Origin of the sequence: Azospirillum sp. B2RO_4 (genome assembly GCF_051124815.1) — a bacterium.
In the GTDB taxonomy this organism is placed as follows: domain Bacteria; phylum Pseudomonadota; class Alphaproteobacteria; order Azospirillales; family Azospirillaceae; genus Azospirillum.
Genome location: NZ_CP118485.1, coordinates 2,342,600 through 2,368,916 on the forward strand (window position 1 = coordinate 2,342,600; position 26,317 = coordinate 2,368,916).

The window sequence follows — 26,317 nt, forward strand, 5'->3', positions numbered from 1 at the left end:
CCCTCCCCTTCATGCCCGTGCGTCTATCAGGGTGAAGTCCTCGAATCCGGGCTGGCTGTCCTGCTGGGCGTCGATCTGGCGGGCGCGGCGGAACTCGCTCTCGGCCAGCTGGGCCAGCAGCTCCGCCCGTGTCGAGCTTTCGGTCAGCGGCAGGCAGAACTCGGCGGCGAGCCGGGCGATCAGCACCTGATCGAAGAAGGGCGGGAAATCCTCCTCCGCCGGCCGGCCGATGTAGGACAGGGTGACGGCGCCGGCATCGCACAGCAGCGTCCGGCCAACGATGCGATAGGACAGGCCGCGCCCCCGCCCGTCGCCGCCCGCCCCCAGCGCCCGCAGGAAATCGGACGGCAGTTGGAAGGCGCAGGCGTAATCAGCGACCGGCGGTTCGGCCAGCCGCGGCAGCGTCGCCTGGACACTGGCGAAGCTCCAGGCATTGGCCGACAGCAGCGCGTCGCGCGTCGGTGCATAGAGGGCGGCGGCCACCTCCGCCTCGGCGGAGCCGTCGTCGAAGGACGCGATTGCGGTGGCGCCGAGCTTGATCAGCGCCCGGCCGCACAGGCCGATGGCGGTCAGGGCCATGGGCTGGTCTCCAGTTCCAGGGTTCCGGAAAGGCGCCGCCCTCTGCGGTCGAGGTGCGGCACCTCCCCCGTCGGCGGATCAGTCGCTGTTGGCGCTGCCGAACGGCGTCAGGTTGGCGACGTCCACCGCCCCGTTGGCGCTGGCCGCCACCACCAGCACGCCGGTGGCCGGCGCGGCGCTGCCGACTGCGCAGTTCGCCAGCAGCATGTCGCCCACCCGCAGCAGGTCGGCCGCGCCGTTGAAATAGCCGGCGGTGTCGACGTCGGTCGCCGCATCGGCCGTGGTGTAGTGCCAGAGCGTGAAGCCGTTCGCATAGGCGAGCACGCTCAAATCCTTGGACGCATAGGCCATGGATCGAAGTCTCCGGATTTTGTGGGGGGATGCGGGAGAGGGGGAGGATCAGCCCCCGCTCAGCTCTCCAGGCAGCGCAGGGTCACCACGCCGGTGGTGTCGATCAGCGCGGCGCCCTGGCTCATCATGTTGTTGACGAAATGCGCCGCGCGGTCGCCGTGCCAGGTGATGTCGGTCTTCACGTCGGCGCCCGCCGCATGGCCGACCGCCGTCTTGTGGTACCAGTGGCAGAGCCGGACGCCGCCGTTCAGCGTCAGGCCGGAATGCGGCAGCCACAGCGTGCCGAGCCAGCGCTTGGCCTGGGTGCCGCGCCAGGGCAGCTCGTCAGAACCGACATAATCGGAGCTGGCGAACTCCTCGATGCCCAGCAGCTGGCTCCACTGCTTCCAGCCGACGACGGCGAAGCGCTGGCCGTCGTCCGGCACGTCGGCCTCGCCCATCATCTCGAAGGCGGCCAGGATCTTGGCCTTGGTCAGCCCGTCGGCGGCGCTGCCGGCATAGTTGACGGACTTGTTCAGTTCGGCGATCAGCAGCTCGTCGGTCTTGCGGCCCAGCGCATAGGCGCCGGCATTGGCGATGATCTGGCGCTCGTCGATGTTGGTCTTCAGCTCGTCCAGCCGGTCGACCCAGTCGCCGGCATAGAAATCGTACAGCGCACATTCCACCGGCGTGTGGTCCAGGTTCATCACCGGAACCGCGCCGTGCCGCGACTTGGTGGATGCCGCGCCCTTGCCCACCTTCTGGAAGACGGTGGAGGCGCCCTGCACGTTGTTCTTGCTGCGCACCGTGTTGCGCAGCTTGGAGCCCATGCGCTGATAGGCCTCGTGGACCTCGCGCTCGAACTGCTTGACGAAAGCCTGGGCGATGCTGGTCGACATGTGGATATTTTCCTTTCGCGTTCCTGCGGCTCCCGCTGAGGTGACGGCGGGAGGGATCGTTCCGCCATCCGGTTGTCGGGATGCGTGCGGGACGCAGCGCCGGCCGCGGGCGAAACGCGAAAACGAAAAGGGCCGGCCGGACTTTGGAAGTGTCCGGCCGGCCCTTTTCGGACCGAAGCGAGGGGGAGCTTTGGTGCTGTCGGGCGGCAGGTCCGAGGGGCGGACCTATCGCCTTGACAGGATTGGTTCTAGGATTTTATGCGGAAGTGGTCAAGGACTATCTTCATATCTCAATGCCGAACCGGCCCCGCCACCCAATGGCTGACGATGGTCTCCGCCTGGGCCGGCGGGATCTCCGGATGGTGATAGCGATAGACCGTCACCGCAGCCTCCAGCGCATAGCGTTCCGGCTGGCCGCAGCGGCACAGGCCGGAATAGCAGCGCTGCACGGCGTCGCGGCAGGCGATGGCGTCGGCGATCGGCTGATCGGCCTCAAGGAAACGGGGATCGGTCATGGACGCTCCTCCTCATCCCGGGCGTCGTCACCGGCGTCATCCAGCGGCACGCCATAGATTTCCAGCCGGTGGCCGACAATCTTGTAGCCGAGTTCGTGAGCGATCCGTTCCTTCATCGCCTCCAGCTCCGGGCTGGCGAATTCGATGATCCGGCCGGTGCGGGTGTCGATCAGGTGATGGTGGTGGTCGGCCGTCGCCTCTTCGTAGCGTGCGCGCCCGTCGCCCAGATCGACGCGCTCGATCACCTGCGCGTCCTCCAGCAGCCGCATGGTGCGGTAGACGGTGGCGATGGAGATGCGCGGGTCGATCTGCACGGCGCGGCGATGCACCTCCTCGACGTCGGGATGGTCGTCCGCCTCCGACAACACCTGCGAGATGACCCGGCGCTGCCCGGTCATCTTCAGCCCCTTTTCCATGCACAATGCTTCCAGACGCGACGTCATAACCCCAACCCTGGTCTTTGCTTGCCGAGACCCCATCATACTGAAAACCGTTCGCAATCCCAGAGCGGTTTCGCAACGATACAGAGTCGCGAATCCGCCGGCGGCATCCCGCGCGCCGGCCAAGACGGAGGAACCACCGGAATGTCGTGCACCCCGCCCCGCCATATGGGCTTCGCCCCGGCCCTGCTGCTCGCCGGCCTGTCCCTGGCGGCCGCCCCCGCTCTCGCCCAGCAGTCCGCTTCGGCCGCCGCCGCGCCCGCTCCGGCCGCCCAGGCCGCCATCGCCGATGCCCAGGGCAAGCCGCTGGGCACCGTCACCTTCACCAAGTTCCCGCACGGCATCCTGGTGCATGGCCAGCTGGAAGGGCTGCCGCCGGGCTGGCACGGCATCCACATCCACGAAAACGGCGCCTGCACCCCCGATTTCAAGGCGGCCGGTGGCCATTTCGCCGCCCAGGGCTCCAAGCACGGCCTTGAGGCCGAACACATGCATTACGGCGAGCTTCCCAACATCTGGGCCAACGAGGCCGGCAAGGCCGGGTTCGAGGCGATCACCCACATGGTGACCCTGACCGACGGCGCCGATGGCCTGTTCAAGCAGGGCGGCACCTCGATCATCATCCACGCCCAGCCCGACGATTACCTCAGCCAGCCGGCCGGCAATTCCGGCGACCGCCTCGCCTGCGGCGTCATCAAGAAGCCGTAAGCATCGGCAGACGGCACCGGGGCGCGACCATATGCCGCAAGACCGCGGCGGCGGCCCGCGCCCCCAGCCGGCCCGTCCAGCCTCCGCTTGATCCCTCCGAATCGGCAGGCGCACCCCTGCCGCGCAACGAGTTTGCTTGCCAAATCAAGCCACCGGCCCTATCTGTCCGGGGTCGGACGGCGCCCGGCGCCGCGCAAATCCGCGCAGGCACCTGATCGCCCGCCGCCCGACGGCTCCGCGCCAACCCGCCGCGGAGCGCGCAAGCCCGGCCGCTCCCTCCTGGCGCGGCCCCCATTCTGGTGACCAGGACCATCGCTTCCATGACCGAATTTTCCGGCCTCGGCCTGATCGAGCCTCTTCTGCGCGCCGTCGCGGAGGAGGGATACTCCACGGCCACGCCGATCCAGGCCGGCGCCATCCCGCTTCTGCTGGCCGGCCGCGACGTGCTGGGCCTCGCCCAGACCGGCACCGGCAAGACCGCCGCCTTCACCCTGCCGATCCTGCAGCGGCTGTTCCAGAACAAGAAGCGCGTGGCCGCCAAGTCGCCGCGCGCCCTGATCCTGACCCCGACGCGTGAGCTGGCGCTGCAGATCGGCGACAGCTTCACCACCTACGGCCGCCATCTGCCGATCCGCCGCACCGTCATCCATGGCGGCGTCGGCCAGAGCCCGCAGGTCGCCGCCATCGCCCGCGGGACGGAGGTGCTGATCGCCACCCCCGGCCGCCTGCTCGACCTGATGGCGCAGAACCACGTCAATCTCGGCGGCATCGAGCTGTTCGTGCTGGACGAGGCCGACCGCATGCTCGACATGGGCTTCATCCGCGACGTGCGGAAGGTGGTGGCGGTGCTGCCGAAGGAACGGCAGACCCTGCTGTTCTCCGCGACCATGCCCGATGCGGTGGTGGACCTTGCCAACAGCATCCTGACCGATGCCGAGCGCATCGAGGTGACGCCGCAGTCGACCACGGTGGAGCGCATCAACCAGCGCGTCCTGTTCGTCGAGCGCAGCGACAAGCGCCGCCTGCTGGCCGACCTGCTGGAAGACAGCGCGATGGCCCGGACCATCGTCTTCGCCCGCACCAAGCATGGCGCCGACCGCATCGCCGACCACCTGAAGAAGGCCGGCATCGCCGCCGACGCCATCCATGGCGACAAGTCGCAGTCGGCCCGCGTCCGTGCGCTGGAAAGCTTCCGCGCCGGCGAACTGCGGGCGCTGGTGGCGACCGACATCGCCGCGCGTGGCATCGACATCGACGGCATCAGCCACGTCATCAACTTCGACCTGCCGAACGAGCCGGAAAGCTACGTCCACCGCATCGGCCGGACCGCGCGCGCCGGCACCGACGGCAGCGCCGTGTCCTTCTGCGACCATGAAGAGGTCGGCTATCTGAAGGACATCGAGAAGACGATCCGCCAGCCGATCCCGTCCGACACCACCCACCCCTACCATGCGGTGGATGTGGCGCAGATCCACGCCTCCTCCAAGCCGCCGCCCCGTCCGAAGGCGCCGGGCAGCAACCGCAACCAGAACAACCGCAACCAGCAGCAGGCCCGCCCGGCGAACGCCGCGCCGAAGGCGGCCCCGAAGGCCGCGCAGCAGCCGGGCAAGGCTCCGCAGGCTGCCAAGGCCCCGCAGAAGGCCGGCAAGCCGGCCGGCGCGCCGCGTCCGGACGCCGCCCGCAACGACCAGAACCGCCACGACCGCCGCCCGGCTCCGCATGCCGTGTCTCACGGCAACAGCCAGGGGAGCGGGAAGCAGGCGCCGCGCACCGCCGGCACCCCCGGCGGCAACACCCCGCTGCGCCGCAAGCCCAGCGCCGCCTGATCCTGCAGTTCCCACCATGAAAAAGGCCCCGTCTCTCGCGAGACGGGGCCTTTTTCAGTCAATCCGGCCGACCGTCAGCCCTGGGCTTCGGCAGCATGGGCCGCCTGCACCGCCGGACGGGCGGCCACGCGCTCGGCGAAGGCCACAAGATTCGGCCAGGGCGCCAGGTCGAAGCCGATGCGCGGCAGCCAGCTCAGCACCGTGTAGGCATAAGCGTCGGCGACGGTGAAGACCTCGCCGGTCAGATAGGCCTTGCCCTCCAGCTGCTGGTTCAGCACCGACAACTTGGCGCCCAGCACCTTGGCGGCGAAGCCCTTGTACGTCTCCGACACGACGTCCTTCAGCATCGGGAACAGCGGGACGACGCCCTTGTGCAGCTCCGAGGCGATGAAGTTCAGCAGTTCCTGCACGCGGTAGCGCTCCATCGTGCCGGCCGCCGGGATCAGGCCGCTGTCCGGCGCCTTGTCGGCAACGTACTGGACGATGACCGCGCATTCGGTCAGGATCCCGCCCTCATCGAGCGCCAGGGTCGGCACCTGCCCCTTCGGGTTCACTGCACGGAAATCGCTGCCGTCGGGCAGCGTCTTGGCCGCCAGATCGACCTTGACCAGATCGAAGGGCAGCCCGGCCTCGCGCAGGACGATGTGCGGCGACAGCGAGCAGGCGCCGGGCTTGTAATAGAGCTTCATGTCTCCGAAACCCTCTTTGGGTGGTTCACGCCGCCATGGCTACCCCAAAGAGACCGGCGCCGCCAGCGTCGCGGCGGGGATCGGACCGCCCGCGATCAAACCGCCTGCGCCGCCAGCTTCCTGGCCTGACGGTCGATGAACCACCACGCCCCGCGCGAGGCGACGCTGCACAGCCGCGTGTGCGGCTTCAGCCCGCAGGCCTTGAACACCATGGCGATGGCGCGGTCGACATGCTTGCGGCGATAGCGGCCGAAGGCGCGGCGCTTGTAGGCCGCGTTGTAGAGCTTGTGCTCGTAGGTGGCGTCGGCCGGGGCGTTGGCGGCGTAGTAGGCATAGGCCAGCTCGTCGTCCTCGGACTCGCCGATGCGCGACAGCGCCACCTTCAGCCGCTGCACCTTGTTCAGCCCTTCGCGGTCCAGATACTTTTTGGCGTAGGTGTAGAAGATCTTGTAGTGGCGCAGTTCGTCGGCGGCGATGTTGCGGCAGATCTCCTTCAGCACCGGCTCGTCGGTCGAATCGCCGATGGCGGCGTAGTAGGAGCTGGTGCCGGTCTCCACCATGCAGCGGGCGATCATCTCGCCGGTGCGCGAGCCGCGAACCGAGGCGTCGAGGTCGATCGGCACGCGGTAACCGGCGCGGAAGCGCTCGACCGCCGCCCGGAAGTCGAAGGTCGGATCGACCAGCTCGGCCCAGCGGCCCAGCGCCTCGCCGTGCTGGACCTCCTCGATCGCCCAGCCGTGGGCGGCCTCCTGGAACTCCGGATCGTCCTTGAAGACGTTGCACAGATAGGCTGTGTAGTCGTCGGCGTTGAATTCCACCAGGGCCGCCGCCTTGATCAGCGGGACCAGATCGGGATCGATCTTGCCGGCGTCGAAACGGTCCCAGGGAAGCTCGTCGATTCGCCAATGCGCACGCGCCATGTCCGCTCTACCGCCTCTTTGTGGGCCGCGCTGCCGGTGCGGCCGGTTCATATCGGGAAAGGGTTCGCTGCTGCCGTGTCCCCGCCTTTATGCCGTCGGGTACGGCGGGGTTCACGGTTCAGGCCTTCGAATGTAATCGCTCTTTCTCGCGATGCAACCAAGTCGCAACGCGAACGGGCGGCCTGGATGCCCAAGCCGCCCGTTCGACCGAAGAGATATATGCCGTTGGCTCCGGAAACCCGCACCGACGCGAACCGGGCCGACGGCTGCCGCTCAGTGAGCGGAGGACTGGGTCAGCGCGTCCAGCTTGGCGCGCGCGACGGCCAGCTTGGACTCGGCGGCGGCGCGCTCGGCGTCCGACTTGCTGTCGTCCACGTCTTCGGACAGATCCTTGATCTGCTTCTCGACCGTGGCGCGGTCCAGGTCGGTCAGCGCCACCGCTTCCTCGGCCAGCACGGTGCAGCGGGCCTCGGTGACCTCGGCGAAGCCGCCGGCGACGAAGACGCGGTCGACCACGCGGTCGCCCTCATAGACGTCGATGACACCCGGACGCACGGTCGAGATCATCGGCGAATGACCGGCGAGCACGCCGAAATCGCCTTCCGAACCCGGCACCACGACCATGTCCACGGGCTGCGACTTCAGCAGCTTTTCCGGCGAGACCAGCTCGAATTCGACTTTATCGGCCATGGGTTTCCTGGTGCCTCTTCATAGGAACCCCCTCCCCCGCTGACGGGGGGAGGGGGTGTGCTGATGTCGATTTCCGCCCGGCTTTCTCAGGCCCCGTCACGGGGACGTCGGAGCCGGGTCGGAATGCCGCGATCCCGGATCAGGATCAGGCGGCGGCCAGCTTCTTGGCCTTGGCGATCGCCTCGTCGATGGTGCCGACCATGTAGAAGGCGGCCTCCGGCAGGTGATCGTAGTCGCCGTTCACGATGCCCTTGAAGCCCTTGATGGTGTCTTCCAGGCTGACCAGCACGCCCGGGGTGCCGGTGAACACCTCGGCGACGTGGAACGGCTGCGACAGGAAGCGCTGGATCTTGCGGGCGCGGGCGACGACCAGCTTGTCCTCTTCCGACAGCTCGTCCATGCCCAGGATGGCGATGATGTCCTGCAGCGACTTGTAGGTCTGCAGAACCTTCTGGACCGAACGGGCGACCTGGTAGTGCTCCTCACCGACGACGCGCGGGTCGAGGATGCGGCTGGTCGAGTCGAGCGGGTCCACGGCCGGGAAAATGGCCATTTCGGCGATCGAGCGCGACAGCACCGTGGTGGCGTCCAGGTGGGCGAAGGAGGCGGCCGGGGCCGGGTCGGTCAGATCGTCGGCGGGCACGTAAATGGCCTGCACCGAGGTGATCGAGCCCTTCTTCGTCGAGGTGATGCGCTCCTGCAGGGCGCCCATGTCGGTGCCCAGCGTCGGCTGGTAACCCACCGCCGACGGGATGCGGCCCAGCAGAGCCGACACTTCCGAACCGGCCTGGGTGAAGCGGAAGATGTTGTCCACGAAGAACAGCACGTCCTGGCCTTCCTCGTCGCGGAAGTATTCCGCGAGCGTCAGGCCGCTCAGCGCGACGCGGGCGCGGGCGCCCGGCGGCTCGTTCATCTGGCCGTACACCAGGGCCACCTTGGAGCCCGGACCGTCGAGCTTGATGACGCCCGACTCGATCATCTCGTGGTAGAGGTCGTTGCCCTCACGGGTACGCTCGCCCACGCCGGCGAACACCGACACGCCGCCGTGCGCCTTGGCGACGTTGTTGATCAGCTCCATGATCGTCACGGTCTTGCCGACGCCGGCGCCGCCGAACAGGCCGATCTTGCCGCCCTTGGCGTAGGGGGCCAGCAGGTCGATGACCTTGATGCCGGTGATCAGAACTTCGGCGTCCGTCGACTGGTCGACGAAGTCCGGGGCCTGACGGTGGATCGGCAGCGAGCGGGCGGCATTGACCGCGCCGCGCTCGTCGATCGGCTCGCCGATGACGTTGATGATGCGGCCCAGCGTCTCCGGGCCGACCGGCACGGCGATAGGGGCGCCGGTATCGGTCACCTCGGCGCCACGCACCAGACCGTCGGTGCTGTCCATGGCGATGGTGCGGACCGTGCTTTCGCCCAGGTGCTGCGCCACTTCCAGAACGAGGGTCTTGCCGTCGTTCTGGGTGTGCAGCGCGTTCAGGATCGCCGGCAGGTCGCCGTCGAACTGCACGTCCACGACGGCGCCCGTGACCTGCGTGATCTTGCCGACAGAATTGGTGGTGGCCATGGAGTAAAGCTCCCTAGGAACTCGGTAAGTGTCGGTATGCCGTCGCCGGCGCAAATAGGCTGGACGCTACGTGTCGGATGCGGCCGTTTAGAGGGCCTCGGCACCGGAGATGATCTCGATCAGCTCCTTGGTGATGTAGGCCTGGCGCGTCCGGTTGTAGGTGATCGTCAGCTTGTTGATCATGTCGCCGGCGTTGCGCGTCGCGTTGTCCATCGCGGTCATCCGGGCGCCCTGTTCGGACGCGGCGCTCTCCAGGAGGGCGCGGTAGATCTGGATGGACAGGTTGCGCGGCAGCAGTTCGGCGAGGATCTGCTCCTCGTCCGGCTCGAACTCGTACATCGCCTTGGCCTCGGCGCCGGCGGCCTCGGCGGCCTCGGTGGCGACGGCGAAGGGGATGAGCTGCTGAACCGTGACGACCTGCGAGATCGCCGACTTGAACTTGTTGAAGATGACCGAGCAGACGTCGAACTCGCCGGCGTCGAACATCGACAGCACCTTCGTCGCTACCATGTCGGCATCGCTGAAGCCGAGCCGGCGGCGGCCGACATCCTCGTAGCTCTCGACGATCAGGGAGGCGTATTCGCGCTTCAGCTGGTCGCGGGCCTTGCGGCCGACGGTCAGCAGCTTCACGGTCTTGCCCTCGCCCTGCAGGCGGGTGATCTGGCGCTTGGCCTCGCGGACGATGGAGCCGTTGAAGGCGCCGCACAGACCGCGGTCGGAGCTGATGACGACCAGCAGATGCACCTGATCGGCGCCCGTCCCGGTCATCAGCTTCGGGCCGTTGCCGCTGTCCTGCACGTTGGCGGCCAGCGACGACAGCATGCGGCCCATACGCTCCGCGTAGGGACCGCTGGCTTCCGCCTGCTCCTGGGCGCGGCGCAGCTTGGAAGCCGCGACCATCTTCATGGCCGAGGTGATCTTGCGCGTCGACTGGACGCTCGCGATCCGGTTCTTTAGGTCCTTGAGGTTAGGCATGCCGGCCCTTCAATTCCGCTCGAGGTCATTCCGCGACCGTCTTTACAGGACGATGGGGGGGGCGGTTTCCCGCCCCCGCGCGCGGTCGGTCAGACGAAGACCTTGGCGAAGCCGTCGAGGAAGGCCTTCAGCTTCTCTTCGGTCGCCGAGGTGATCTGCTTGTCGGTGCGGATCGCCGCCAGGATATCGGCGCCCTTGGCGCGGATTTCCGACAGGAACTTGGCCTCGAAGCGGTTCACGTCCTCGACGCGGATGGCGTCCAGGTAGCCCTTCACGCCGGCGAAGATCGAGACGACCTGCTCTTCGACGGGCAGCGGCTGGAACTGGCCCTGCTTCAGCAGCTCGGTCAGACGGGCGCCGCGGGCCAGCAGGCGCTGGGTCGAGGCGTCGAGGTCCGATGCGAACTGGGCGAAGGCGGCCATCTCGCGGTACTGCGCGAGTTCCATCTTGATGGTGCCGGCGACCTGCTTCATCGCCTTGATCTGGGCGGCGGAGCCGACGCGGCTCACCGACAGACCGACGTTGATGGCGGGGCGGATGCCCTTATAGAACAGGCCGGTTTCCAGGAAGATCTGACCGTCGGTGATCGAGATCACGTTGGTCGGGATGTAGGCGGACACGTCGCCGGCCTGGGTCTCGATGACCGGCAGGGCGGTCAGCGAGCCGTTGCCGTGGGCGTCGCCCATCTTGGCGGCGCGCTCCAGCAGGCGGCTGTGGAGGTAGAACACGTCGCCCGGATAGGCTTCGCGGCCCGGCGGACGGCGGAGCAGCAGCGACATCTGGCGGTAGGCGACGGCCTGCTTGGACAGATCGTCGTACACGATCAGGGCGTGCATGCCGTTGTCGCGGAAATACTCGCCCATCGTGCAGCCGGTGTACGGCGCCAGGAACTGCAGCGGAGCCGGCTCCGACGCGGTGGCGGCGACGACGATGGAGTATTCCATGGCGCCGGCGTCTTCCAGGGTCTTGACGATCTGGGCGACGGTGGAGCGCTTCTGGCCGACGGCGACGTAGATGCAGTAGAGCTTCTTGCTCTCGTCGTCGCCCTGGTTGATCGGCTTCTGGTTCAGGAAGGTGTCGATGACGACGGCGGTCTTGCCGGTCTGACGGTCACCGATGATCAGCTCGCGCTGGCCGCGCCCGATCGGAACCAGGCTGTCGACGGCCTTCAGGCCGGTCTGCATCGGCTCGTGCACCGACTTGCGCGGGATGATGCCGGGGGCCTTGACCTCGACGCGCTTGCGCTCGACGTCGACCAGCGGACCCTTGCCGTCGATCGGGTTGCCGAGGCCGTCGACCACGCGGCCCAGCAGGCCACGGCCGACCGGAACGTCGACGATGGTGCCGGTGCGCTTGACGGTGTCGCCTTCCTTGATGCCGCGGTCGTCGCCGAAGATCACGATACCGACATTGTCGGTCTCGAGGTTCAGCGCCATGCCCTGCAGGCCACCCGGGAACTCGACCATTTCGCCGGCGCGGACGTTGTCCAGGCCGTGCACGCGGGCGACGCCGTCACCCACCGACAGGACCTGACCAACCTCGGCGACATCCGCCTCGGTCCCGAAATTCGCGATCTGCTGCTTGAGGATCGCAGAGATTTCTGCGGCGCGGATATCCATCAGACTGATCCCCCTGAGGCCTTCATGGCGAGTTGCAATTTGTTCAGCTTCGTGCGCACCGAGGTATCGACCATGCGCGAGCCGAACTTAACGATCATGCCGCCGATCAGCTCCGGATCGACGGAGGTGTTCACCAACACCTTGGAACCGATGGACGCCTTGAGCGCGTCGATGACGGCATTGCGCTGGGCGTCGCTCAGCGGCTGGGCCGAGGTGACCTGCGCCGTGACCTCGCCGCGGCGCCGGGCCAGTTCGGCCAGGAAGCCGTCGATCATCCCGTCGATCGAGAACAGGCGGCGGTTGGCCGCCACCAGCCCGATGAAGCGCTTGGTCAGATCGGACACGCCGGCGCTGTCCAGGACAGCGGCCATGGCCTTGCCCTGATCGGCGCGGCTGATGACGGGGCTGCGGACGAGGCGACGGAGGTCAGCGCTCTCGGCCAGGATCTGCTTCAGCGTGGCAAGATCGCTCGCGACCGTGTCCAACGCCTGGTTTTCGTCCGCAAGCTCGAACAGCGCGGTGGAGTAACGCGCGGCGAGTTCGGATACGCCTGTTCCTTCGGATGCCACCTGATCCCTCGAATTGAGTTCGGTAGACGGTGAATTCGGCGGCCTTATAGGGTGTCAACCCGAGGCACAAACACCCCGGCCGCGAAAGCGAGCGGTCCAATATCACAGGAATCGCCACCACGCAACGGGGTCTGGACAATTTGGCTGCGGCGTTTTGAGCAACTGCGGAATCATTGGTCGCAACTGCGTTCGCCGAGGACTCGAGTCCCGCTCGACTGGTCATACCGGCTGTGACTTCGTTGTGGCCCTATTCGTGGTTTAATTCAAGGTTAACCAATCTGATCCACGGTCGGCCGGAACCGCGCGGGCGGCCGATCCGACCTTGGTATTGCTGTCGTTTTGCCCCGCCTCAGCCGGTCCCGAGAGACCAGAGGCCCTATCCGCCATGACCATCCTGCCGACGACCGACACCCCTGCGGACAGCGACGCCGGCGCCGGCATCCGGCTGGAGGAGCGTGCGCCGAACGTCATCCAGTTCAGCCGCGCCCGCTTTACCCCGGACGATCTGGACGCCTTCGCCGCCGTGGCCGAACCGAAGATTCGGGACGGCCATTGGGTCGGCGTGCTGCGCGAGTCGGCACGCACCCACGACCGGCTTCTGGTGCTGCTGCCGGAGGTCGACCGCCCGGTCTTCCGCTTCGAACGCGACGCCAAGGGGCGCTACAGCCTGTCCTTCCACGACCGCTCGGGCTGGTACGGCATCGGGGCCGGCGACAACGCCGCCGAATGCCTGTCGATCTGGCGCCCGCGCCGCCCGCGCTCGCCCTGACCTCTTTTTGGATTTGGCCCCTCGGATTTGGTCCCAGGATTTGGCCGCGGTAATTTTCACCATGTAAAAAAGCGACCTGCGGCATCCTGCCGCAGCGGTTTCATAAAAGCCTCAACGATAGACGCCGACCGCCAGCATGTAGGGCTTGCCGTTCAGAACCAGACGGCGGGCATGCATCGTCTTGCGCGTCACCTGCCCGGTCAGCGGATCGATCCATTGATAGGTGACGTCGGTGCGGCCGTCGCGCGCCACCCCGTCCAGCGCCTCGCGGATGAAGGGCTTGCCGTCTACGTCGCGCAGCTCCTTCAGGTTCGACCCGTTCAGCGTCGCGGTCCAGCCATGGGCGACCATCACACCCTTGTCGTCCAGCAGCATCGGGTAGAGGTCGCGGTCGGTGAAAGCGCTATCATGGGCGGCAAAGGCTTCGGCCGCCGCGTCCGGACCGATCCGCTCCAGCAGCTGTTCGGCGCGGTCGATCATCGTCAGCGCTTCGGCATCGGTGCCGCGGGTGCGGGCCGGGGCGCCGGCGGCAAAGGCGATGACCACAAGCAGCAGAAGGACAGGCAGGACGGTCAGCAGCGTTTGCCGCTGAACCCGCAGACGAAGCTTGGAGAGCATGCCGACCATCAGCCTGAACCTGTGCCTGTGACGTTTGGCTCCGGGAAGGAAGTTCGGATTCGGAACCATCCCGGCCGTGGTAATACCATGACCGACACCGCGCAATGGACCAAACGTCACAGGTGCCATGCCTGCTCCCTCCCGCGCGCGAATCGTGTCAATTCGCCGCAGCCTGCCCCGCCCGCCCTAACGCCGGCTAAAGGAAGCTATAGGGGTCGACATCGATCTGCACCCGGATGGCCGGCGGAATCTCGACCCGCTCCAGCCATTCCGCGATCAGCGGCTGCACCTGGGTGCTGCGCGGCGCCTTCAGCAGCAGGCGGCGGCGGTGCCGTCCGCGCAGCAGGGCCAGCGGCGCCGGGGCCGGCCCCAATATGTGGACCGAGTCGCTGCGCGGGGCGGCCCGGCCCAGCGCCATCGCCACCCGCTCCACCAGCGTCGGATCCTCGCCGGAGACGATCAGCGCCGCCAGCCGGCCGAAGGGCGGCATGCCGGCCTCCAGCCGCATCTCGGCCTCCAGCTGATAGAAGCCGTCGCGGTCGCCGGCGGCCAGCGCCTGCATCACCGGATGTTCGGGCATGAAGGTCTGCAGCATCACCCGCCCCGGCCGTTCGCCGCGCCCGGCGCGCCCGGCCACCTGATGCAGCAGCTGATAGGTGCGCTCCGCCGCCCGCAGGTCACCACCGTTCAGCCCCAGATCGGCATCGACCACCCCCACCAGCGTCAGCATCGGGAAATGGTGGCCCTTCGCCATCACCTGGGTACCGATGATGATGTCCAGCTCGTGCCGGCCGATGCTCTCGACCATCTCCTGGATGGCGCGCGGGCCATGCAGGGTGTCGGACGCCATGATGGCGGCGCGCGCCTCGGGGAACAGCTCCGCCACCTCCTCGGCGATGCGCTCCACGCCGGGACCGCAGGCGGCCATGGTGCCCTCCTCCCCGCATTCCGGGCAGGCATGGGGCAAGGGCTGCTGCAAACCGCAATGGTGGCATTGCAGCTTGCGGGCGAGCCGGTGCTCCACCAGCCACGCCGTGCAGTTCGGACATTGCATGCGGTGGCCGCAGGCGCGGCACAGGGTCAGCGGGGCGTAGCCGCGGCGGTTTAGGAACAGCATCGCCTGCTCGCCGCCGGCCAGCGTGTCGGTCAGCGCCTTGCGCAGGCTGGGCGCCAGCCAATGCCGGGCGGGAGGACGGTCGCGCCGCAGGTCGATCAGTTCCACGTCGGGCAGCACGGCGCCGCCATGGCGGGCCGGCAGTTCGATGCGGGCGTAGCGGTGGCTGTCGGCATTGACCTTGGTCTCCAGCGACGGCGTGGCGGAGACCAGCGCGATCGGCAGCCCGCCGAGATGCGCCCGCGCCACCGCCATGTCGCGGGCGTGGTAGATCGCCCCCTCCTCCTGCTTGTAGGCGGAGTCGTGCTCCTCATCGACGATGATGACGCCCAGATCCGGATAGGGCAGGAACAGCGCCGAGCGTGCGCCGACCACCACCGGCACCTCGCCCTTCGCCACCGCGCGCCAGGTGTCGCGGCGCTGGGCGCCGGTCAGCTCCGAATGCCATTCCGCCGGCGGCGCGCCGAAACGCCGGGCGAAGCGGTCGAGCCACTGCGCCGACAGCGCGATCTCCGGCAGCAGCACCAGCGCCTGTTTGCCCTGTTCCAGCGCCGCCGAGATCGCCTCGTAATAGACCTCCGTCTTGCCCGACCCGGTAACGCCGTCGAGCAGCACAGTGGAATAGCTGCCGGACGCGACCCGCGCCCGCAGATCGTCGGCCGCCGCCCGCTGGTCGGGCGACAGGCTGGGTCCGGGCCGGCGCCAGTCCGGCCGGCCGAGCCGTGTCGGCTGCAGCATGACGGGATCCAGCAGCCCGGCCTCGGCCAGCCCGCGCACCACCGTCACGCCGCAGCCGGCCTCCTCCGCCAGCTCCGCCGGGGTGCGCGGCGGGCCCCCGGAGAGGGTATCCTCCAGCAAGGCGAGGATGCGCTTGCGCGGGTCGGTCATCTTGAAGCCCGGCGGCGGCTCCGCCCCCTGCTTGCGCAGATAGGCCAGCATCGGCTTGGGCGGCTCCAGCGCCGACGGCACGCTGACCGCCATGCGCAGGACGAAGCCCGGCGGCGTCATCGTGTAGGCGGCGACCCATTCGACGAAGCGGCGGCCGACCTCGGTCATCGGCGGCACGTCGAACCGGCGCACCACCGGCTTCAGCCGGCCGGACTCCAGCGTCCCGGCGCCGGGACCCCAGACGACGCCGATCACCCGGCGCGGGCCCAGCGGCACCTCGACGAAATCGCCGGGGACGAGATCCATGCCGTCCGGCACGCGGTAGTCGTAGGCCTCGCGCAGCGGCAGCGGCAGCAGGACGGCGACGCGGCGGTCGGACCCGCGAGGCTGCGGCTTTGCCGGGAAATCGCCGGTTTCGGTCGCGGAATCGCCTTCGGGCTGCCCCGTTTCGGGCGTGTCCCCAAGAAGATCCCCCTGAAAGCCCGGGGCGGAACTGGCGGAAGTCGAACGCATCGGCTAGAGTGGCCTCATGTCCCGGGCACCGGGCGGGACGGCGCGTCGGGCAGCTTTCCGGCGCGGCCGGTTCCGGTCAACATCAGCAAGCATGGACCCTTCGTCATGAAGTTCTTCGTCGACACCGCCGACATCGCCGAGATCCGCGATCTGGCCGATACCGGCCTGCTGGACGGTGTTACCACCAACCCCTCCCTGATCGCCAAGTCCGGCCGTCAATTCCTCGACCTCGTGGCCGAGATTTGCGACGTCGTCAACGGTCCGGTCAGCGCCGAGGTGGCGTCCACCGACTTCGAGACCATGCTCGCCGAGGCCCACAAGATCGCCAAGATCTCCCACCGCGTCGCGGTGAAGGTGCCGCTGACCCCGGCCGGCCTGAAGGTCTGCAAGATCATCTCGTCCGAAGGCACGATGGTCAACGTCACGCTGTGCTTCTCCCCCGCCCAGGCGATCCTGGCGGCCAAGGCCGGCGCCAGCTTCGTGTCGCCCTTCGTCGGCCGCCTGGACGACATCGGCCAGGATGGTATGGGCATCATCAAGGACATCTGCGAGATCTATAACAACTACGACGCCTTCAAGACCGAGGTGCTGGTCGCTTCGATCCGCAACCCGATGCACATCGTCAAGGCCGCCCGCCTGGGCGCCCATGTCGTGACCGCGCCGGCGTCGGTGCTGAAGCAGCTGTTCAACCACCCGCTGACCGACAAGGGTCTCTCCCAGTTCGTCGATGACTGGAAGAAGACCGGCCAGTCGATCCTGTAAGGCGGGCCGGAGCGATCATGGCCGACAGGGGCCGCGAACCGGGCCACAGCCCGCACCGGACGTCGACGCTCTCTTCGGAGGATGTGCGCGCCTATCTGCGGACCCACCCGGACTTCCTGGCCCAGAACGCCGATCTGGTCCACCACCTGACTCCGCCGTCGGTCGACCGCGGGCGTGGGGTGGTGGACCTCCAGGCCTTCATGGTCGACCGGCTGCGCGCCGAGGTCCGCACCCTCAAGGACCAGCAGCGCGAGCTGATCGGCACCAGCCGGGCCAACCTGAACAGCCAGAACCGCATCCATGCCGCGGTCCTGTTCCTGCTCGATGCCCAGAGCTTCGAGCAGCTGATCCAGACCATCACCACCGACCTCGCGGTCCTGCTCGACCTCGACGTCGCCTGTCTGGTCATCGAATCCAACGGCAACGACATCCCCCATGTCCACCGCTCCGGCGTGCGGGTGGTGGAGCCGGGCGCCATCGCCGACCGGCTGGGCCGCGCCGACGTGGTGCTGAACACCGACATCCAGGGCGATCCCGAGATCTACGGCCCCGGCGCCGGCCTCGTCCGGTCGGAGGCGCTGATCCGCATCCAGGTTTCCAGCGAGACGCCCGACGGCCTGCTCGCCTTCGGCAGCCGCGAGCCCGACACCTTCCACACCGGCCAGGGCACCGAGCTGGTCGGCTTCCTCGCCCGCGTCATCGAGCGGGTCATCCGCGGCTGGCTGGAGCTGCCGGCGTGACCGAACCGGTATTGGGGTTTTCCGCCAAGCCCGACGTTCAGGACGTGCTGGTCCACTGGCGCCGCTGGATGGAGAGCGAAAAGGCGGTCTCCCGCCACACCCTGTCGGCCTACACCGCCGACGTCGCCGAGTTCCTGCGCTTCCTCACCGAATTCCGCGGCGGCTCGCCGCCCTCGCTGAACGACCTGGGCGACCTGAAGGCGGCGGATTTCCGTGCCTGGATGTCCAGGCTGGCGATGGATGGGCTGGTCGGGGCCAGCCGGGCGCGCAAGCTGGCGGCGGTGCGCAACCTGTTCCGCTGGATGGACCGCAGCGGCCGGCTGCACAATCCCGCCGTCGCCACCCTCGCCACCCCGAAAGTCAAACGCCCCGCCCCGCGCCCGCTGACGGAGATCGACGCCGACCGCCTGCTGGAGGAGGCCGAGCGCGACCGCGACGAACCCTGGATCGGAAAGCGCGACCGCGCCCTCTTCACGCTTCTCTACGGCTGCGGCCTGCGCATTTCCGAAGCGCTGGGTCTGGCGCGCAAGGACGCGCCGCTGACCGACACGCTGCGCGTCACCGGCAAGGGGCGCAAGGACCGCATGATCCCGGTCCTGCCGGCGGTGACGGAGGCGGTGCGCGCCTATATCGAGTCGTGCCCCTTCACGCTGGCGCCCGACGGCCCGCTGTTCGTCGGCACCCGCGGCGGCCGGCTGAACGCCAGCGTTGCCCAGCACCAGATGCAGAAGCTGCGCGCCCTGATGGGCATGCCCGACAGCGCCACCCCGCACGCCCTGCGGCATAGTTTCGCGACCCATCTTTTGGCGGACGGCGGCGACCTGCGCGCCATCCAGGACCTGCTCGGCCACGCCTCGCTCTCCACAACCCAGCGCTACACGGACGTGGAGAACGAGCAGCTGATGAACGTGTACCGCAACGCCCATCCTCGGGCGCGCAAGGGCTGATGCGGACCTGATTCCGCAATCATCGAATGCATATTCGGGTATTCAAGCTGCCTTTTCTCCGGGCCGGTGGAAGAGGCTTTCCCCATGCTGGACGCAAATTGCCGGTAATTCGTTTGCGAACATAATGTCCAAAGCAACTTTCCGCATCTTCAGTCACCACCACAACTTGCCGAAGATATTGCTTCAATCACTGACGGACATCATACTTTCGTCCGAAAGACTAGCGCTCACCCCTTATTAGGCGTTTATAATTCATTAACCGGAAAAATCGAATGCTTCCCCAGCGCGAGACTTAAGCGGGGGACCCATCATGCAAATAAAGTCTATCCAGTCAAAAATTGCGATGCTGTCCGGTCTCTGTCTGGCGGGCACCGTCGCAGTGCTCGTCGGCTTCGCCGTCCTGTCGACGCGCTCCAGCAACGAGTTCGTGACCGACAACGTCGAACGGATCATCGAGAGCAAGACGACGGAATCCCTGCAGAACCTCGCAGCCACCCAGGCCGGCCTGCTGCGGTCGGAGTTCGACACCGCACTGAATGCCGCGCGGACGATGGCCGGCAGCTTCGCCAGCCTCGCCGACGATGGGCTGCCCGGCCACGTCCCGCCGGAAAAGCGGCGCGAGGCCTTCAACGGCGTCCTGCTGTCGGTCCTGAAGAACAACCCGCTGTTCAACGGCACCTATTCGGCCTGGGAGCCGGACGCGCTCGACGGCCGGGACGAGGAGTTCCGCAACCGCCGCGAAACCGGCACCGACGCCACCGGCCGCTTCATCCCCTACTGGAACCGCGACCAGAACGGCCGCATCGCCATGCAGCCGCTGGTCGAGTATGACAGCCGCGACCGTCACCCCAACGGCGTGATGAAGGGCGGCTGGTACATCGGCCCGCAGGAGAACGGCCGCGAAAGCGTGCTCGACCCCCTGCCCTATATCGTGCAGGGCAAGCAGGTGTTCCTGGCGACCCTGTCGGTTCCGGTCGTCATCGGCGGCAAGTTCCGTGGCGTGGCCGGCGCCGACTTCAACCTCGACTTCGTGCAGAAGCTGTCGACCAAGGTCAGCGCCGCGGTGTTCGAAGGCCGCAGCCAGGTGGTCATCATCAGCAACATGGGCCTGATCGTCGCCCACAGCGCGCGGCCCGACCTGATCGGCCAGCCGATCTCCACCTTCGATGCCTCGTGGCAGGCGGACCTTACGAGCGTCCAGGCGGGCAAGCCGCATGTCGACATCGAAGCCTCCACCAACATGCTGCGCAGCTTCGCTCCCATCACGCTCGGCAACACCGAAAAGCCGTGGGCCGTGCTGGTCCAGGTGCCGAAGGACATCGTGCTGGCCGACAGCATGGCTCTCGCCGCCAATCTGGGCGAGCGCGCCAACTCCAGCATCCTGTGGCAGGTCACCGTCGGCGCCCTGGTCGCACTGGGCGCGGTCGCGGTGATGTGGGTGGTCGCCGGCGGCGTCGCCCGGCCGATCCGCGCCAGCGTCGCCTTCGCCGAGGGCATCGCCGCCGGCCGCTTCGACCAGACGCTGGACATCCGGCAGGCTGACGAAGTCGGCGCGCTCGCCGACGCCCTGCGCAAGATGCTGGCCGACCTGAAGCGGATGATCGACCAGCGGGCCGAGGATCAGGCCAAGGCCGACGCCGAACGCCGCAAGGCCATGCTGCAGCTGGCCGACACTCTGGAAGCCCAGGTGATGAATGTGGTGGACGGCGTCGACCGCGCCGCCCAGTCGATGACCGGCACCGCCCAGACCATGACCGCCACCGCGACCCAGACCAGCCAGCAGGCCGGCGTCGTCGCCAACGCCTCGCAGGATGCCAGCAGCAACGTGCAGACCGTCGCCAGCGCCACCGAGGAGCTGTCGGCGTCGATCCAGGAGATCGGCGAGCGCGTCAACCGCTCCGCCCAGATCGCCCGCGAGGCGGTGGGAGCAGCCCAGCAGGCCAATGGCCAAGTACTCAGCCTGACCGAGGCGGCGGAGAAGATCGGCACGGTGGTGCAGCTGATCCAGGACATCGCCAGCCAGACCAACCTGCTGGCCCTGAACGCCACCATCGAGGCCGCCCGCGCCGGAGAGGCGGGCAAGGGCTTCGCCGTGGTGGCGCAGGAGGTCAAGAGCTTGGCCAGCCAGACCGCCCGCGCGACGGAGGAGATCGCCGGCCACGTCACCGGCATGCAGCGGGTGACCAACGAGACCGCCGGCGCCATCAAGGGCATCGGCGGCATCATCGCCCAGATCGACGAGATCTCCACCGCCATCGCCGCCGCGGTGGAGGAACAGGGCTCCGCCACCGCCGAGATCGCCCGAAATGTCCAGCAGGCCGCCAGCGGCACCCAGGAGGTGACGAAGACCATCGCCGACGTCCGCAGCGCCGCCGTCGAAGCCGGCCGGTCCGCCGAGACCGTCCTGTCGGTCTCCGGCCAGCTCGCCGGCGACGCCGGCCGCCTGCGCACTGCGGTGAACGGCTTCCTGTCGACCATCCGCGCGGCGTGACGGGCGGCATGGGCGCCAGAACGAAAAAGGCTCTCCCGCCAGCCGGCGGGAGAGCCTTTCGTCGTTACGTACTTTGCAGGCTGCGGATCAGATGTGCAGCGGACGACCGTCCACCGCCAGCGCCGCTTCCTTGACCGCTTCCGACAGGGTCGGGTGGGCGTGGCAGGTGCGGGCGACGTCTTCGGCGGACGCGCTGAACTCCATGGCCAGAACCAGCTCGCCGATCATCTCCGACACGTTCGGGCCGATCATGTGGACGCCCAGCACCTGATCGGTGGAGGCATCCGACAGGATCTTCACGAAACCGTCGGTGTTGCCGCCGGCACGGGCGCGGCCGTTGGCGGTGAACGGGAACTTGCCCGCCTTGTAGGCGACGCCCGCGGCCTTCAGCTGCTCCTCGGTCTTGCCGACGGCGGCGACTTCCGGCCAAGTGTAGACGACGCCGGGAACCAGGTCGTGGTTGACGTGGCTCTTCTGGCCGGCCAGCTGCTCGGCCAGCGCCACGCCCTCTTCCTCGGCCTTGTGGGCCAGCATCGGGCCGTCCACCACGTCGCCGATGGCGTAGATGCCGGGCACGTTGGTCTGGAAATGGCCGTCGATCTTCACACGGCCGCGCTCCAGCTCGACGCCGACCGCCTCAAGCCCCAGCCCTTCGGTGTAGGGGCGGCGGCCGATGGCGACCAGGACGGTGTCGGCCTCGATGGTCTGCGCCTCGCCGCCGGCGGCGGGCTCGACCGTCAGGGTCACGCCGGTCTCGGTCACCGACGCGCCGGTCACCTTGGTGCTCAGCTTGAAGTCCATGCCCTGCTTGGCGAAGATGCGCTGGGCCTGCTTCGACAGCTCGTTGTCCATCGTCGGCAGCACGCGGTCGAGATACTCGACCACCGTCACCTTGGCGCCCAGCCGGCCCCAGACGGAGCCCAGCTCCAGACCGATGACGCCGCCGCCGATGACGACCAGATGCTTCGGCACCTCCGGCAGCGACAGGGCGCCGGTGGAGGACACCACGCGCTTCTCGTCGATGGCAATGCCCGGCAGCGGGGTCACGTCGGAGCCGGTGGCGATGACGATCGCCTTCGACGCGGTGACGGTGCCGACGCCTTCGACCTCGACGGTGTTGGCGGCGGTGATCTTGCCGGCGCCCTTCAGCCAGGTGACCTTGTTCTTCTTGAACAGGAACTCGATGCCGCCGACGTTGTCCTTAACGACCTTGTCCTTGTGGGCCAGCATGCCCGGCAGGTCCAGTTCGACGCCGCCGACCTTGATGCCGAACTTGGCGAGGCCGTGGGCCGCTTCCTCGAACTTCTCCGAGGCGGCCAGCAGGGCCTTGGACGGGATGCAGCCGACGTTCAGGCAGGTGCCGCCGAGCGTTCCCCGCTTTTCCACGCAGGCGACCTTGAAGCCGAGCTGCGCCGCACGGATCGCGCAGACATACCCGCCGGGACCGCCGCCGACGACGACGACGTCAAAAGTGCTTTCAGCCATGAGAGGCTTTCCTTTCGCCATTCTTGCTCGTTGCCAAAAGCCGTCCCATCCAGCGGGGAGGGCCGCGAGATATTCCGCGGGGCGATTTATGCCCGCGCTCACGCCCCGTGGCAACGGGACACTTCGTCTCTGGACGCAGGGTTGCCTGATGGAAGGAGGTCAGAACCCGAGGTCGCGGTACAGCTCCGCCATCGGCATGTCGAGGCCGGCGGTCTCCAGCACCAGCCGCCCGTCCTCCTCCAGCACCTCGGGCGCGGCCGGCCAGAGATTGTCCGAATCGCGGCGGTGCAGCTCCGCCCGGACGATCCGCGAGTCGAGGAACAGGATCTCCCGCACCGACGGCATGGCGGCATAGGCGTGCAGCTTGGCCCGCTGCGCCTTCTCCTCCGTCGGCGACAGAATCTCCACCAGCAGCACCGGCGCGGTGGTGTAGGGAATTTCCGGATCGAACGGCTCGCAGGTCACGGCAAGGTCGGCGACGCGGTAATTGTGGGTCGGGTCGAAATGCGGACGGACGCCGGCTTCCGGCAAGACGACGCAAGATTGGCCGGTGCGACGGTTCCGGTCTTCCAGCGAATTGCCGATCCGACGTGTCAGTGCACCTTGCAAGGTGCTGTGCGCCCGGCTGGGATGCCCCTGCCCGACGATCTCGCCATCGACCAGCTCATACCGGGCATCGTCCCGGAACTCCATTGCCAGGAATTCCTCGACGGTCGTCAGCGGGGTGAAGCGGCGGGCGAGCGGCATGGCGGTCTCCGGTCCGGGACAGGACGTTCGGCAACAACCCCAATGTAATCCATCCCACGGCGGAAGCGAAGGGCACCACCTTTGCGCAAGCCCCCTCCCCTTTCGAATCCGGAAACCTTTACGGCCCCGCTTGCGTTCCAATCGGCATCACACAGCCACCGCAACGGAGACCACCATGACCACCGTCAAGAAGTTCGCTCTGCTCGCCGTCCTCGGCACCCTGCTGGGCACCACGCTGGCCGCCTGCAACACCGTCGAGGGCGCCGGCCAGGACGTGCAGGCCGGTGGCCGCGCCATCGAACGCGGCGCCGACAACGTCCAGAAGAAGATGTAAGTCCGCAGTCAGCGCGGCCTTGGAAATCCATCCTTCCAAGGCCGACGGCAAAACGCCCACCAACAAAACAGCCATGGAGCCCAATGCGGTTCGGATCGAACGCATGAGGCTCCATGGCTGTTTTGGTTTGACGACCGGAGCGGCACGTCACGTCATGTCGACTAAGGCATCCCGCGATGCGGGTCAGCGGTTCCTGGCCTTGCGCGCCGCATAGCGGGCGTCGCGGGCGGCCTTCGCCTCGGCTGCCGTCGCCACCTGGCGCTTGGCCTGTTCGGCGACCTCCTGGGCGGCCAGCGCCTCGCGGGCGGCCCGTTCGGCCTGCTCGGCCTGCAACGCTTCCTGTTCGGCGGCCTTGCGGGCTTCGCGCGCCGCATTGCGTTCGGCCTCGCGCGCCTCACGGGCCACGCGGACGGCCAACCGGGCCTCTTCGCGCTCCATGAAGACCGGATCGTTCACACCGGGCTGCGCCTTGAACTTGTCCAGCAGTGCCTTCTTCGCGCCGGCGGCTGCGCTCAGACGCTCCGAAAGCCCTGCATCCTTAAAACCGTTCATGTCCATCCATTTCGTGAAATTCGCCATTCCCTCGGGACGATCATCCTTGGGAAGATCAGGGGGCCGGTCGGGCCGGGCATCGTCAACCGAGGGGGCGGGTACAAAAAAAGGCGGCCGGAGCCGCCCTTTTTCTCTTCGAACCTGCTGCGCTCAGAGAGCGCGGAGGTTCTCGGCCGCAACCTTGCCGCGGCGCGGATCGCGGATCGCGTCGAAGGACAGCTTCTGGCCTTCGCCGAGATTGCTGATCCCGGCGCGCTCGACGGCGGAGATGTGGACGAACACGTCGGCCGTGCCGTCTTCCGGCTGAATGAAGCCGAAGCCCTTGGTGGAGTTGAAAAACTTGACGGTTCCGATAGCCATGGGTCAGTTCCCTTCCTGGCGTTGCGCCGCGCGAGTTTGCGCAGGCGCATCAATTTCACTTCAGGGAAGAGACCCAGATCCGCGTGACGGATCGGAATAACAAAGCCCAGAGCAACGTCGACCATCGATAGATGGGGCATGCATCGGCAGCTTACAAGCTATAATCGACGCTCGCCGCCGATGCCCGCCTTTTTGTCTCAGCCTTTCATGCGTTTGATGGTGTTGGTCGTGCTCTGGCCCTGCACCAGTTCGGCCAACACCACTTTCCCGCCATAGCCCTGGACGAAATCCGCCCCCACCACCGTGGCGATGGTGTAGTCCGCGCCCTTGACCAGCACGTCGGGGCGCAGGGCGTGGATCAGCGTTTCCGGCGTGTCTTCGCCAAAGATCACCACCAGATCGACGCAGCCCAGCGACGCCAGCACGGTGGCGCGCGCCGTCTCGTTCTGCACCGGCCGGCTGTCGCCCTTCAGCCGCTTCACCGACGCGTCGCTGTTCAGCCCGACCACCAGCACGTCGCAGGCCGCGCGGGCCTGTTTCAGCAGGGAGATGTGGCCGGGGTGCAGCAGGTCGAAGCAGCCGTTGGTGAAGCCCACCCGCTTGCCGCGCAGCCGCCAGCGCTCCGCCCGCTCCGCCGCGGCGTCGCGGGTCAGCACCTTTTCCTCGCCGTGGCGCCATTCCTGCTCGTGCAGGCCGGACAGCAGCTCGGCCGAGCGCACGACCGCGGTGCCGACCTTGCCCACCACGATGCCGGCCGCCAGATTGGCCAGCCGCGCCGAATCGACCAGATCGATCCCCACCGACAGCGCGGCGGTCAGCGTCGCCACCACCGTGTCGCCGGCGCCCGATACGTCGAACACCTCGCGCGCCTCGGCCGGCAGATGCACCGCCTCCCCGGCCGTCACCACCGACATGCCCTGTTCGCTGCGGGTGGCGACGACGGCGCCGATGCCGCAGGTGGCGATCAGGTGACGCGCGGCGGCGATCACCTCCTCGTCGGTGCGGGCCGGCAGGCCGGTGGCCTCCATCAGCTCCTTGCGGTTGGGCGTGACGATGTCGGCCCCGCGATAGCGGCTGTAATCGCGCCCCTTCGGGTCCACCACCACCATGCGCCCGGCGTCCCGCGCGGCGGCGATCACCGCCACCACCAGCTCGTCGGTCAGGACGCCCTTGCCGTAGTCCGACAGGATGACGCCGCCCACCTCGGGCAGCAGCTCGCGCACGCGCTCCAGCACGCGGTCGGCGACGGTGATCGGCACCACCGTCTCGATGTCGGTGCGCAGAAGCTGCTGCTGGCCGGCGATGAAGCGGGTCTTGACCGTGGTCTGCCGCCCGTCTTCCACCACGATGGCGCCGTCGCTGACGCCCTCGCGCCGCAGCAGGGCCAGCAGGTCGGTGCCGATGCCGTCGCGCCCCACCACCGAGACGAAGCGGCAGTCCGCCTCCAGCGCCACCAGATTGGCGGCGACATTGCCGGCGCCGCCCAGTTTGGGAACCTCGCGGTCCACGCGCAGGACGGGGATCGGCGCCTCCGGCGACACCCGGTCCACCGAACCATAGACGAAACGGTCGAGCATCACGTCGCCAAGGCACAGCACGTTGGCGCGCGACAGGGTGTCGATGTGACGGGCAAGGTCGCTCATGGCGCCTGTCTTACCAATGCCAAAGCGG

Annotated in this window: 27 protein-coding genes; 8 read left to right on the top strand and 19 right to left on the bottom strand. The window is 67.8% G+C overall.

Going from position 1 to position 26,317, the window contains the following annotated elements; translation table 11 throughout:
* Positions 1 to 9 precede the first annotated feature (9 nt).
* The 5 genes from PWS46_RS11170 to PWS46_RS11190 form a co-directional block, all read right to left on the bottom strand.
* Positions 10 to 579 carry a hypothetical protein gene (locus tag PWS46_RS11170; RefSeq protein WP_434615015.1) on the bottom strand — a complete coding sequence of 190 codons (570 nt, stop codon included), beginning with the start codon at positions 577 to 579 and terminating at the stop codon, positions 10 to 12.
* A 78-nt stretch (positions 580 to 657) separates the two neighbouring features.
* Entirely contained in the window at positions 658 to 930 is a 273-nt protein-coding gene (locus PWS46_RS11175; RefSeq protein ID WP_434615018.1) for a hypothetical protein, read from the bottom strand.
* A 59-nt stretch (positions 931 to 989) separates the two neighbouring features.
* Entirely contained in the window at positions 990 to 1,808 is an 819-nt protein-coding gene (locus tag PWS46_RS11180) for a phage capsid protein (protein ID WP_434615021.1), read from the bottom strand.
* A 290-nt stretch (positions 1,809 to 2,098) separates the two neighbouring features.
* Positions 2,099 to 2,323: a hypothetical protein gene (locus PWS46_RS11185; protein WP_085090275.1), complete on the bottom strand. Its 225-nt coding sequence runs from the start codon at positions 2,321 to 2,323 to the stop codon at positions 2,099 to 2,101.
* On the bottom strand, positions 2,320 to 2,766 hold the full coding sequence (locus tag PWS46_RS11190) for a Fur family transcriptional regulator (protein WP_149197905.1): 447 nt from the start codon (positions 2,764 to 2,766) through the stop codon (positions 2,320 to 2,322). The genes PWS46_RS11185 and PWS46_RS11190 overlap by 4 nt, the downstream gene beginning before the upstream one ends.
* 141 nt (positions 2,767 to 2,907) lie before the next feature.
* On the opposite strand from PWS46_RS11190, the gene PWS46_RS11195 reads away from it, so the two are divergent.
* Positions 2,908 to 3,471, top strand: a complete 564-nt coding sequence (locus PWS46_RS11195) for a superoxide dismutase family protein (protein WP_434615024.1) — start codon at positions 2,908 to 2,910, stop codon at positions 3,469 to 3,471.
* A gap of 320 nt (positions 3,472 to 3,791) precedes the next feature.
* Entirely contained in the window at positions 3,792 to 5,297 is a 1,506-nt protein-coding gene (locus PWS46_RS11200) for a DEAD/DEAH box helicase (protein ID WP_434615027.1), read from the top strand.
* A gap of 74 nt (positions 5,298 to 5,371) precedes the next feature.
* Here the strand turns inward: PWS46_RS11200 and gstA are convergent, their stop codons facing one another.
* From gstA to PWS46_RS11235, 7 genes are all read right to left on the bottom strand, one after another.
* Positions 5,372 to 5,986, bottom strand: a complete 615-nt coding sequence (gstA, locus tag PWS46_RS11205) for a glutathione transferase GstA (RefSeq protein ID WP_434615030.1) — start codon at positions 5,984 to 5,986, stop codon at positions 5,372 to 5,374.
* 95 nt (positions 5,987 to 6,081) lie between these two features.
* Positions 6,082 to 6,906: an acyl-ACP desaturase gene (locus PWS46_RS11210; protein ID WP_434615033.1), complete on the bottom strand. Its 825-nt coding sequence runs from the start codon at positions 6,904 to 6,906 to the stop codon at positions 6,082 to 6,084.
* A 273-nt stretch (positions 6,907 to 7,179) separates the two neighbouring features.
* On the bottom strand, positions 7,180 to 7,596 hold the full coding sequence (locus PWS46_RS11215; protein WP_149197902.1) for a F0F1 ATP synthase subunit epsilon: 417 nt from the start codon (positions 7,594 to 7,596) through the stop codon (positions 7,180 to 7,182).
* Between the two features lie 145 nt (positions 7,597 to 7,741).
* Positions 7,742 to 9,163: a F0F1 ATP synthase subunit beta gene (gene atpD / locus PWS46_RS11220; protein ID WP_252138135.1), complete on the bottom strand. Its 1,422-nt coding sequence runs from the start codon at positions 9,161 to 9,163 to the stop codon at positions 7,742 to 7,744.
* Positions 9,164 to 9,250: 87 nt separating this feature from the next.
* Positions 9,251 to 10,138: a F0F1 ATP synthase subunit gamma gene (locus PWS46_RS11225; protein ID WP_434615037.1), complete on the bottom strand. Its 888-nt coding sequence runs from the start codon at positions 10,136 to 10,138 to the stop codon at positions 9,251 to 9,253.
* An 89-nt stretch (positions 10,139 to 10,227) separates the two neighbouring features.
* Complete coding sequence (gene atpA, locus PWS46_RS11230; protein WP_434615040.1) at positions 10,228 to 11,757, bottom strand: F0F1 ATP synthase subunit alpha; 1,530 nt, start codon at positions 11,755 to 11,757, stop codon at positions 10,228 to 10,230.
* A complete protein-coding gene (locus PWS46_RS11235) occupies positions 11,757 to 12,326 on the bottom strand; it encodes a F0F1 ATP synthase subunit delta (RefSeq protein WP_295838745.1) in 570 nt (189 codons plus the stop codon). Before PWS46_RS11235 ends, atpA begins: the two co-directional genes overlap by 1 nt.
* A gap of 385 nt (positions 12,327 to 12,711) precedes the next feature.
* On the opposite strand from PWS46_RS11235, the gene PWS46_RS11240 reads away from it, so the two are divergent.
* Positions 12,712 to 13,095, top strand: a complete 384-nt coding sequence (locus PWS46_RS11240; RefSeq protein WP_434615044.1) for a hypothetical protein — start codon at positions 12,712 to 12,714, stop codon at positions 13,093 to 13,095.
* A 111-nt stretch (positions 13,096 to 13,206) separates the two neighbouring features.
* Here PWS46_RS11240 and PWS46_RS11245 read toward each other — a convergent pair whose 3' ends face one another.
* Both PWS46_RS11245 and PWS46_RS11250 read right to left on the bottom strand, forming a co-directional pair.
* Positions 13,207 to 13,722: a cache domain-containing protein gene (locus tag PWS46_RS11245; protein WP_434615046.1), complete on the bottom strand. Its 516-nt coding sequence runs from the start codon at positions 13,720 to 13,722 to the stop codon at positions 13,207 to 13,209.
* A 187-nt stretch (positions 13,723 to 13,909) separates the two neighbouring features.
* Positions 13,910 to 16,228 carry a primosomal protein N' gene (locus PWS46_RS11250; protein ID WP_434615049.1) on the bottom strand — a complete coding sequence of 773 codons (2,319 nt, stop codon included), beginning with the start codon at positions 16,226 to 16,228 and terminating at the stop codon, positions 13,910 to 13,912.
* A 105-nt stretch (positions 16,229 to 16,333) separates the two neighbouring features.
* On the opposite strand from PWS46_RS11250, the gene fsa reads away from it, so the two are divergent.
* The 4 genes from fsa to PWS46_RS11270 all read left to right on the top strand — a co-directional run bounded on the left by fsa (position 16,334) and on the right by PWS46_RS11270 (position 21,168).
* Positions 16,334 to 16,990 carry a fructose-6-phosphate aldolase gene (gene fsa / locus PWS46_RS11255; protein WP_085090287.1) on the top strand — a complete coding sequence of 219 codons (657 nt, stop codon included), beginning with the start codon at positions 16,334 to 16,336 and terminating at the stop codon, positions 16,988 to 16,990.
* A gap of 17 nt (positions 16,991 to 17,007) precedes the next feature.
* Complete coding sequence (locus PWS46_RS11260; RefSeq protein WP_149268122.1) at positions 17,008 to 17,730, top strand: DUF484 family protein; 723 nt, start codon at positions 17,008 to 17,010, stop codon at positions 17,728 to 17,730.
* Positions 17,727 to 18,677 (top strand): tyrosine recombinase XerC, encoded by a 951-nt coding sequence (locus PWS46_RS11265; protein WP_434615053.1) that lies wholly within the window; start codon positions 17,727 to 17,729, stop codon positions 18,675 to 18,677. The genes PWS46_RS11260 and PWS46_RS11265 overlap by 4 nt, the downstream gene beginning before the upstream one ends.
* Positions 18,678 to 19,020: 343 nt before the next feature.
* Positions 19,021 to 21,168, top strand: a complete 2,148-nt coding sequence (locus tag PWS46_RS11270) for a methyl-accepting chemotaxis protein (protein ID WP_434615056.1) — start codon at positions 19,021 to 19,023, stop codon at positions 21,166 to 21,168.
* Between the two features lie 87 nt (positions 21,169 to 21,255).
* On the opposite strand, the gene lpdA is transcribed toward PWS46_RS11270, so the two are convergent.
* Together lpdA and PWS46_RS11280 are read right to left on the bottom strand one after the other, a co-directional pair.
* A complete protein-coding gene (lpdA, locus tag PWS46_RS11275; protein ID WP_434615059.1) occupies positions 21,256 to 22,653 on the bottom strand; it encodes a dihydrolipoyl dehydrogenase in 1,398 nt (465 codons plus the stop codon).
* A 159-nt stretch (positions 22,654 to 22,812) separates the two neighbouring features.
* The gene (locus PWS46_RS11280; RefSeq protein ID WP_434615062.1) at positions 22,813 to 23,400 is read right to left on the bottom strand and encodes a Uma2 family endonuclease; all 588 of its coding nucleotides are present in this window, start codon (positions 23,398 to 23,400) and stop codon (positions 22,813 to 22,815) included.
* 175 nt (positions 23,401 to 23,575) lie between these two features.
* Between PWS46_RS11280 and PWS46_RS11285 the strand changes: the two genes are divergently transcribed.
* Positions 23,576 to 23,734, top strand: coding sequence for an entericidin A/B family lipoprotein (locus PWS46_RS11285; RefSeq protein ID WP_042443141.1), 159 nt, complete (start codon positions 23,576 to 23,578; stop codon positions 23,732 to 23,734).
* Between the two features lie 183 nt (positions 23,735 to 23,917).
* Here PWS46_RS11285 and PWS46_RS11290 read toward each other — a convergent pair whose 3' ends face one another.
* The 3 genes from PWS46_RS11290 to rfaE1 all read right to left on the bottom strand — a co-directional run bounded on the left by PWS46_RS11290 (position 23,918) and on the right by rfaE1 (position 26,289).
* Positions 23,918 to 24,286, bottom strand: coding sequence for a DUF6481 family protein (locus PWS46_RS11290; protein WP_434615066.1), 369 nt, complete (start codon positions 24,284 to 24,286; stop codon positions 23,918 to 23,920).
* 150 nt (positions 24,287 to 24,436) lie between these two features.
* Positions 24,437 to 24,646, bottom strand: coding sequence for a cold-shock protein (locus PWS46_RS11295; RefSeq protein ID WP_109052004.1), 210 nt, complete (start codon positions 24,644 to 24,646; stop codon positions 24,437 to 24,439).
* Positions 24,647 to 24,843: 197 nt separating this feature from the next.
* Positions 24,844 to 26,289, bottom strand: coding sequence for a D-glycero-beta-D-manno-heptose-7-phosphate kinase (rfaE1, locus tag PWS46_RS11300; RefSeq protein WP_434615070.1), 1,446 nt, complete (start codon positions 26,287 to 26,289; stop codon positions 24,844 to 24,846).
* Between the last annotated feature and the right edge of the window lie 28 nt (positions 26,290 to 26,317).

Coding starts and splice junctions, on each gene's coding strand:
- PWS46_RS11200 (WP_434615027.1), top strand. CDS start 3,792: ATGACCGAATTTTCCGGCCTCGGCCTGATCGAGCCTCTTCTGCGCGCC.
- PWS46_RS11240 (WP_434615044.1), top strand. CDS start 12,712: ATGACCATCCTGCCGACGACCGACACCCCTGCGGACAGCGACGCCGGC.
- PWS46_RS11290 (WP_434615066.1), bottom strand. CDS start 24,286: ATGAACGGTTTTAAGGATGCAGGGCTTTCGGAGCGTCTGAGCGCAGCC.
- atpD (WP_252138135.1), bottom strand. CDS start 9,163: ATGGCCACCACCAATTCTGTCGGCAAGATCACGCAGGTCACGGGCGCC.
- PWS46_RS11190 (WP_149197905.1), bottom strand. CDS start 2,766: ATGACGTCGCGTCTGGAAGCATTGTGCATGGAAAAGGGGCTGAAGATG.
- PWS46_RS11225 (WP_434615037.1), bottom strand. CDS start 10,138: ATGCCTAACCTCAAGGACCTAAAGAACCGGATCGCGAGCGTCCAGTCG.
- fsa (WP_085090287.1), top strand. CDS start 16,334: ATGAAGTTCTTCGTCGACACCGCCGACATCGCCGAGATCCGCGATCTG.
- rfaE1 (WP_434615070.1), bottom strand. CDS start 26,289: ATGAGCGACCTTGCCCGTCACATCGACACCCTGTCGCGCGCCAACGTG.
- PWS46_RS11250 (WP_434615049.1), bottom strand. CDS start 16,228: ATGCGTTCGACTTCCGCCAGTTCCGCCCCGGGCTTTCAGGGGGATCTT.
- PWS46_RS11180 (WP_434615021.1), bottom strand. CDS start 1,808: ATGTCGACCAGCATCGCCCAGGCTTTCGTCAAGCAGTTCGAGCGCGAG.
- PWS46_RS11185 (WP_085090275.1), bottom strand. CDS start 2,323: ATGACCGATCCCCGTTTCCTTGAGGCCGATCAGCCGATCGCCGACGCC.
- PWS46_RS11260 (WP_149268122.1), top strand. CDS start 17,008: ATGGCCGACAGGGGCCGCGAACCGGGCCACAGCCCGCACCGGACGTCG.
- PWS46_RS11215 (WP_149197902.1), bottom strand. CDS start 7,596: ATGGCCGATAAAGTCGAATTCGAGCTGGTCTCGCCGGAAAAGCTGCTG.
- PWS46_RS11280 (WP_434615062.1), bottom strand. CDS start 23,400: ATGCCGCTCGCCCGCCGCTTCACCCCGCTGACGACCGTCGAGGAATTC.
- PWS46_RS11245 (WP_434615046.1), bottom strand. CDS start 13,722: ATGGTCGGCATGCTCTCCAAGCTTCGTCTGCGGGTTCAGCGGCAAACG.
- PWS46_RS11195 (WP_434615024.1), top strand. CDS start 2,908: ATGTCGTGCACCCCGCCCCGCCATATGGGCTTCGCCCCGGCCCTGCTG.
- gstA (WP_434615030.1), bottom strand. CDS start 5,986: ATGAAGCTCTATTACAAGCCCGGCGCCTGCTCGCTGTCGCCGCACATC.
- PWS46_RS11270 (WP_434615056.1), top strand. CDS start 19,021: ATGCTGTCCGGTCTCTGTCTGGCGGGCACCGTCGCAGTGCTCGTCGGC.
- lpdA (WP_434615059.1), bottom strand. CDS start 22,653: ATGGCTGAAAGCACTTTTGACGTCGTCGTCGTCGGCGGCGGTCCCGGC.
- atpA (WP_434615040.1), bottom strand. CDS start 11,757: ATGGATATCCGCGCCGCAGAAATCTCTGCGATCCTCAAGCAGCAGATC.
- PWS46_RS11295 (WP_109052004.1), bottom strand. CDS start 24,646: ATGGCTATCGGAACCGTCAAGTTTTTCAACTCCACCAAGGGCTTCGGC.
- PWS46_RS11170 (WP_434615015.1), bottom strand. CDS start 579: ATGGCCCTGACCGCCATCGGCCTGTGCGGCCGGGCGCTGATCAAGCTC.
- PWS46_RS11285 (WP_042443141.1), top strand. CDS start 23,576: ATGACCACCGTCAAGAAGTTCGCTCTGCTCGCCGTCCTCGGCACCCTG.
- PWS46_RS11175 (WP_434615018.1), bottom strand. CDS start 930: ATGGCCTATGCGTCCAAGGATTTGAGCGTGCTCGCCTATGCGAACGGC.
- PWS46_RS11210 (WP_434615033.1), bottom strand. CDS start 6,906: ATGGCGCGTGCGCATTGGCGAATCGACGAGCTTCCCTGGGACCGTTTC.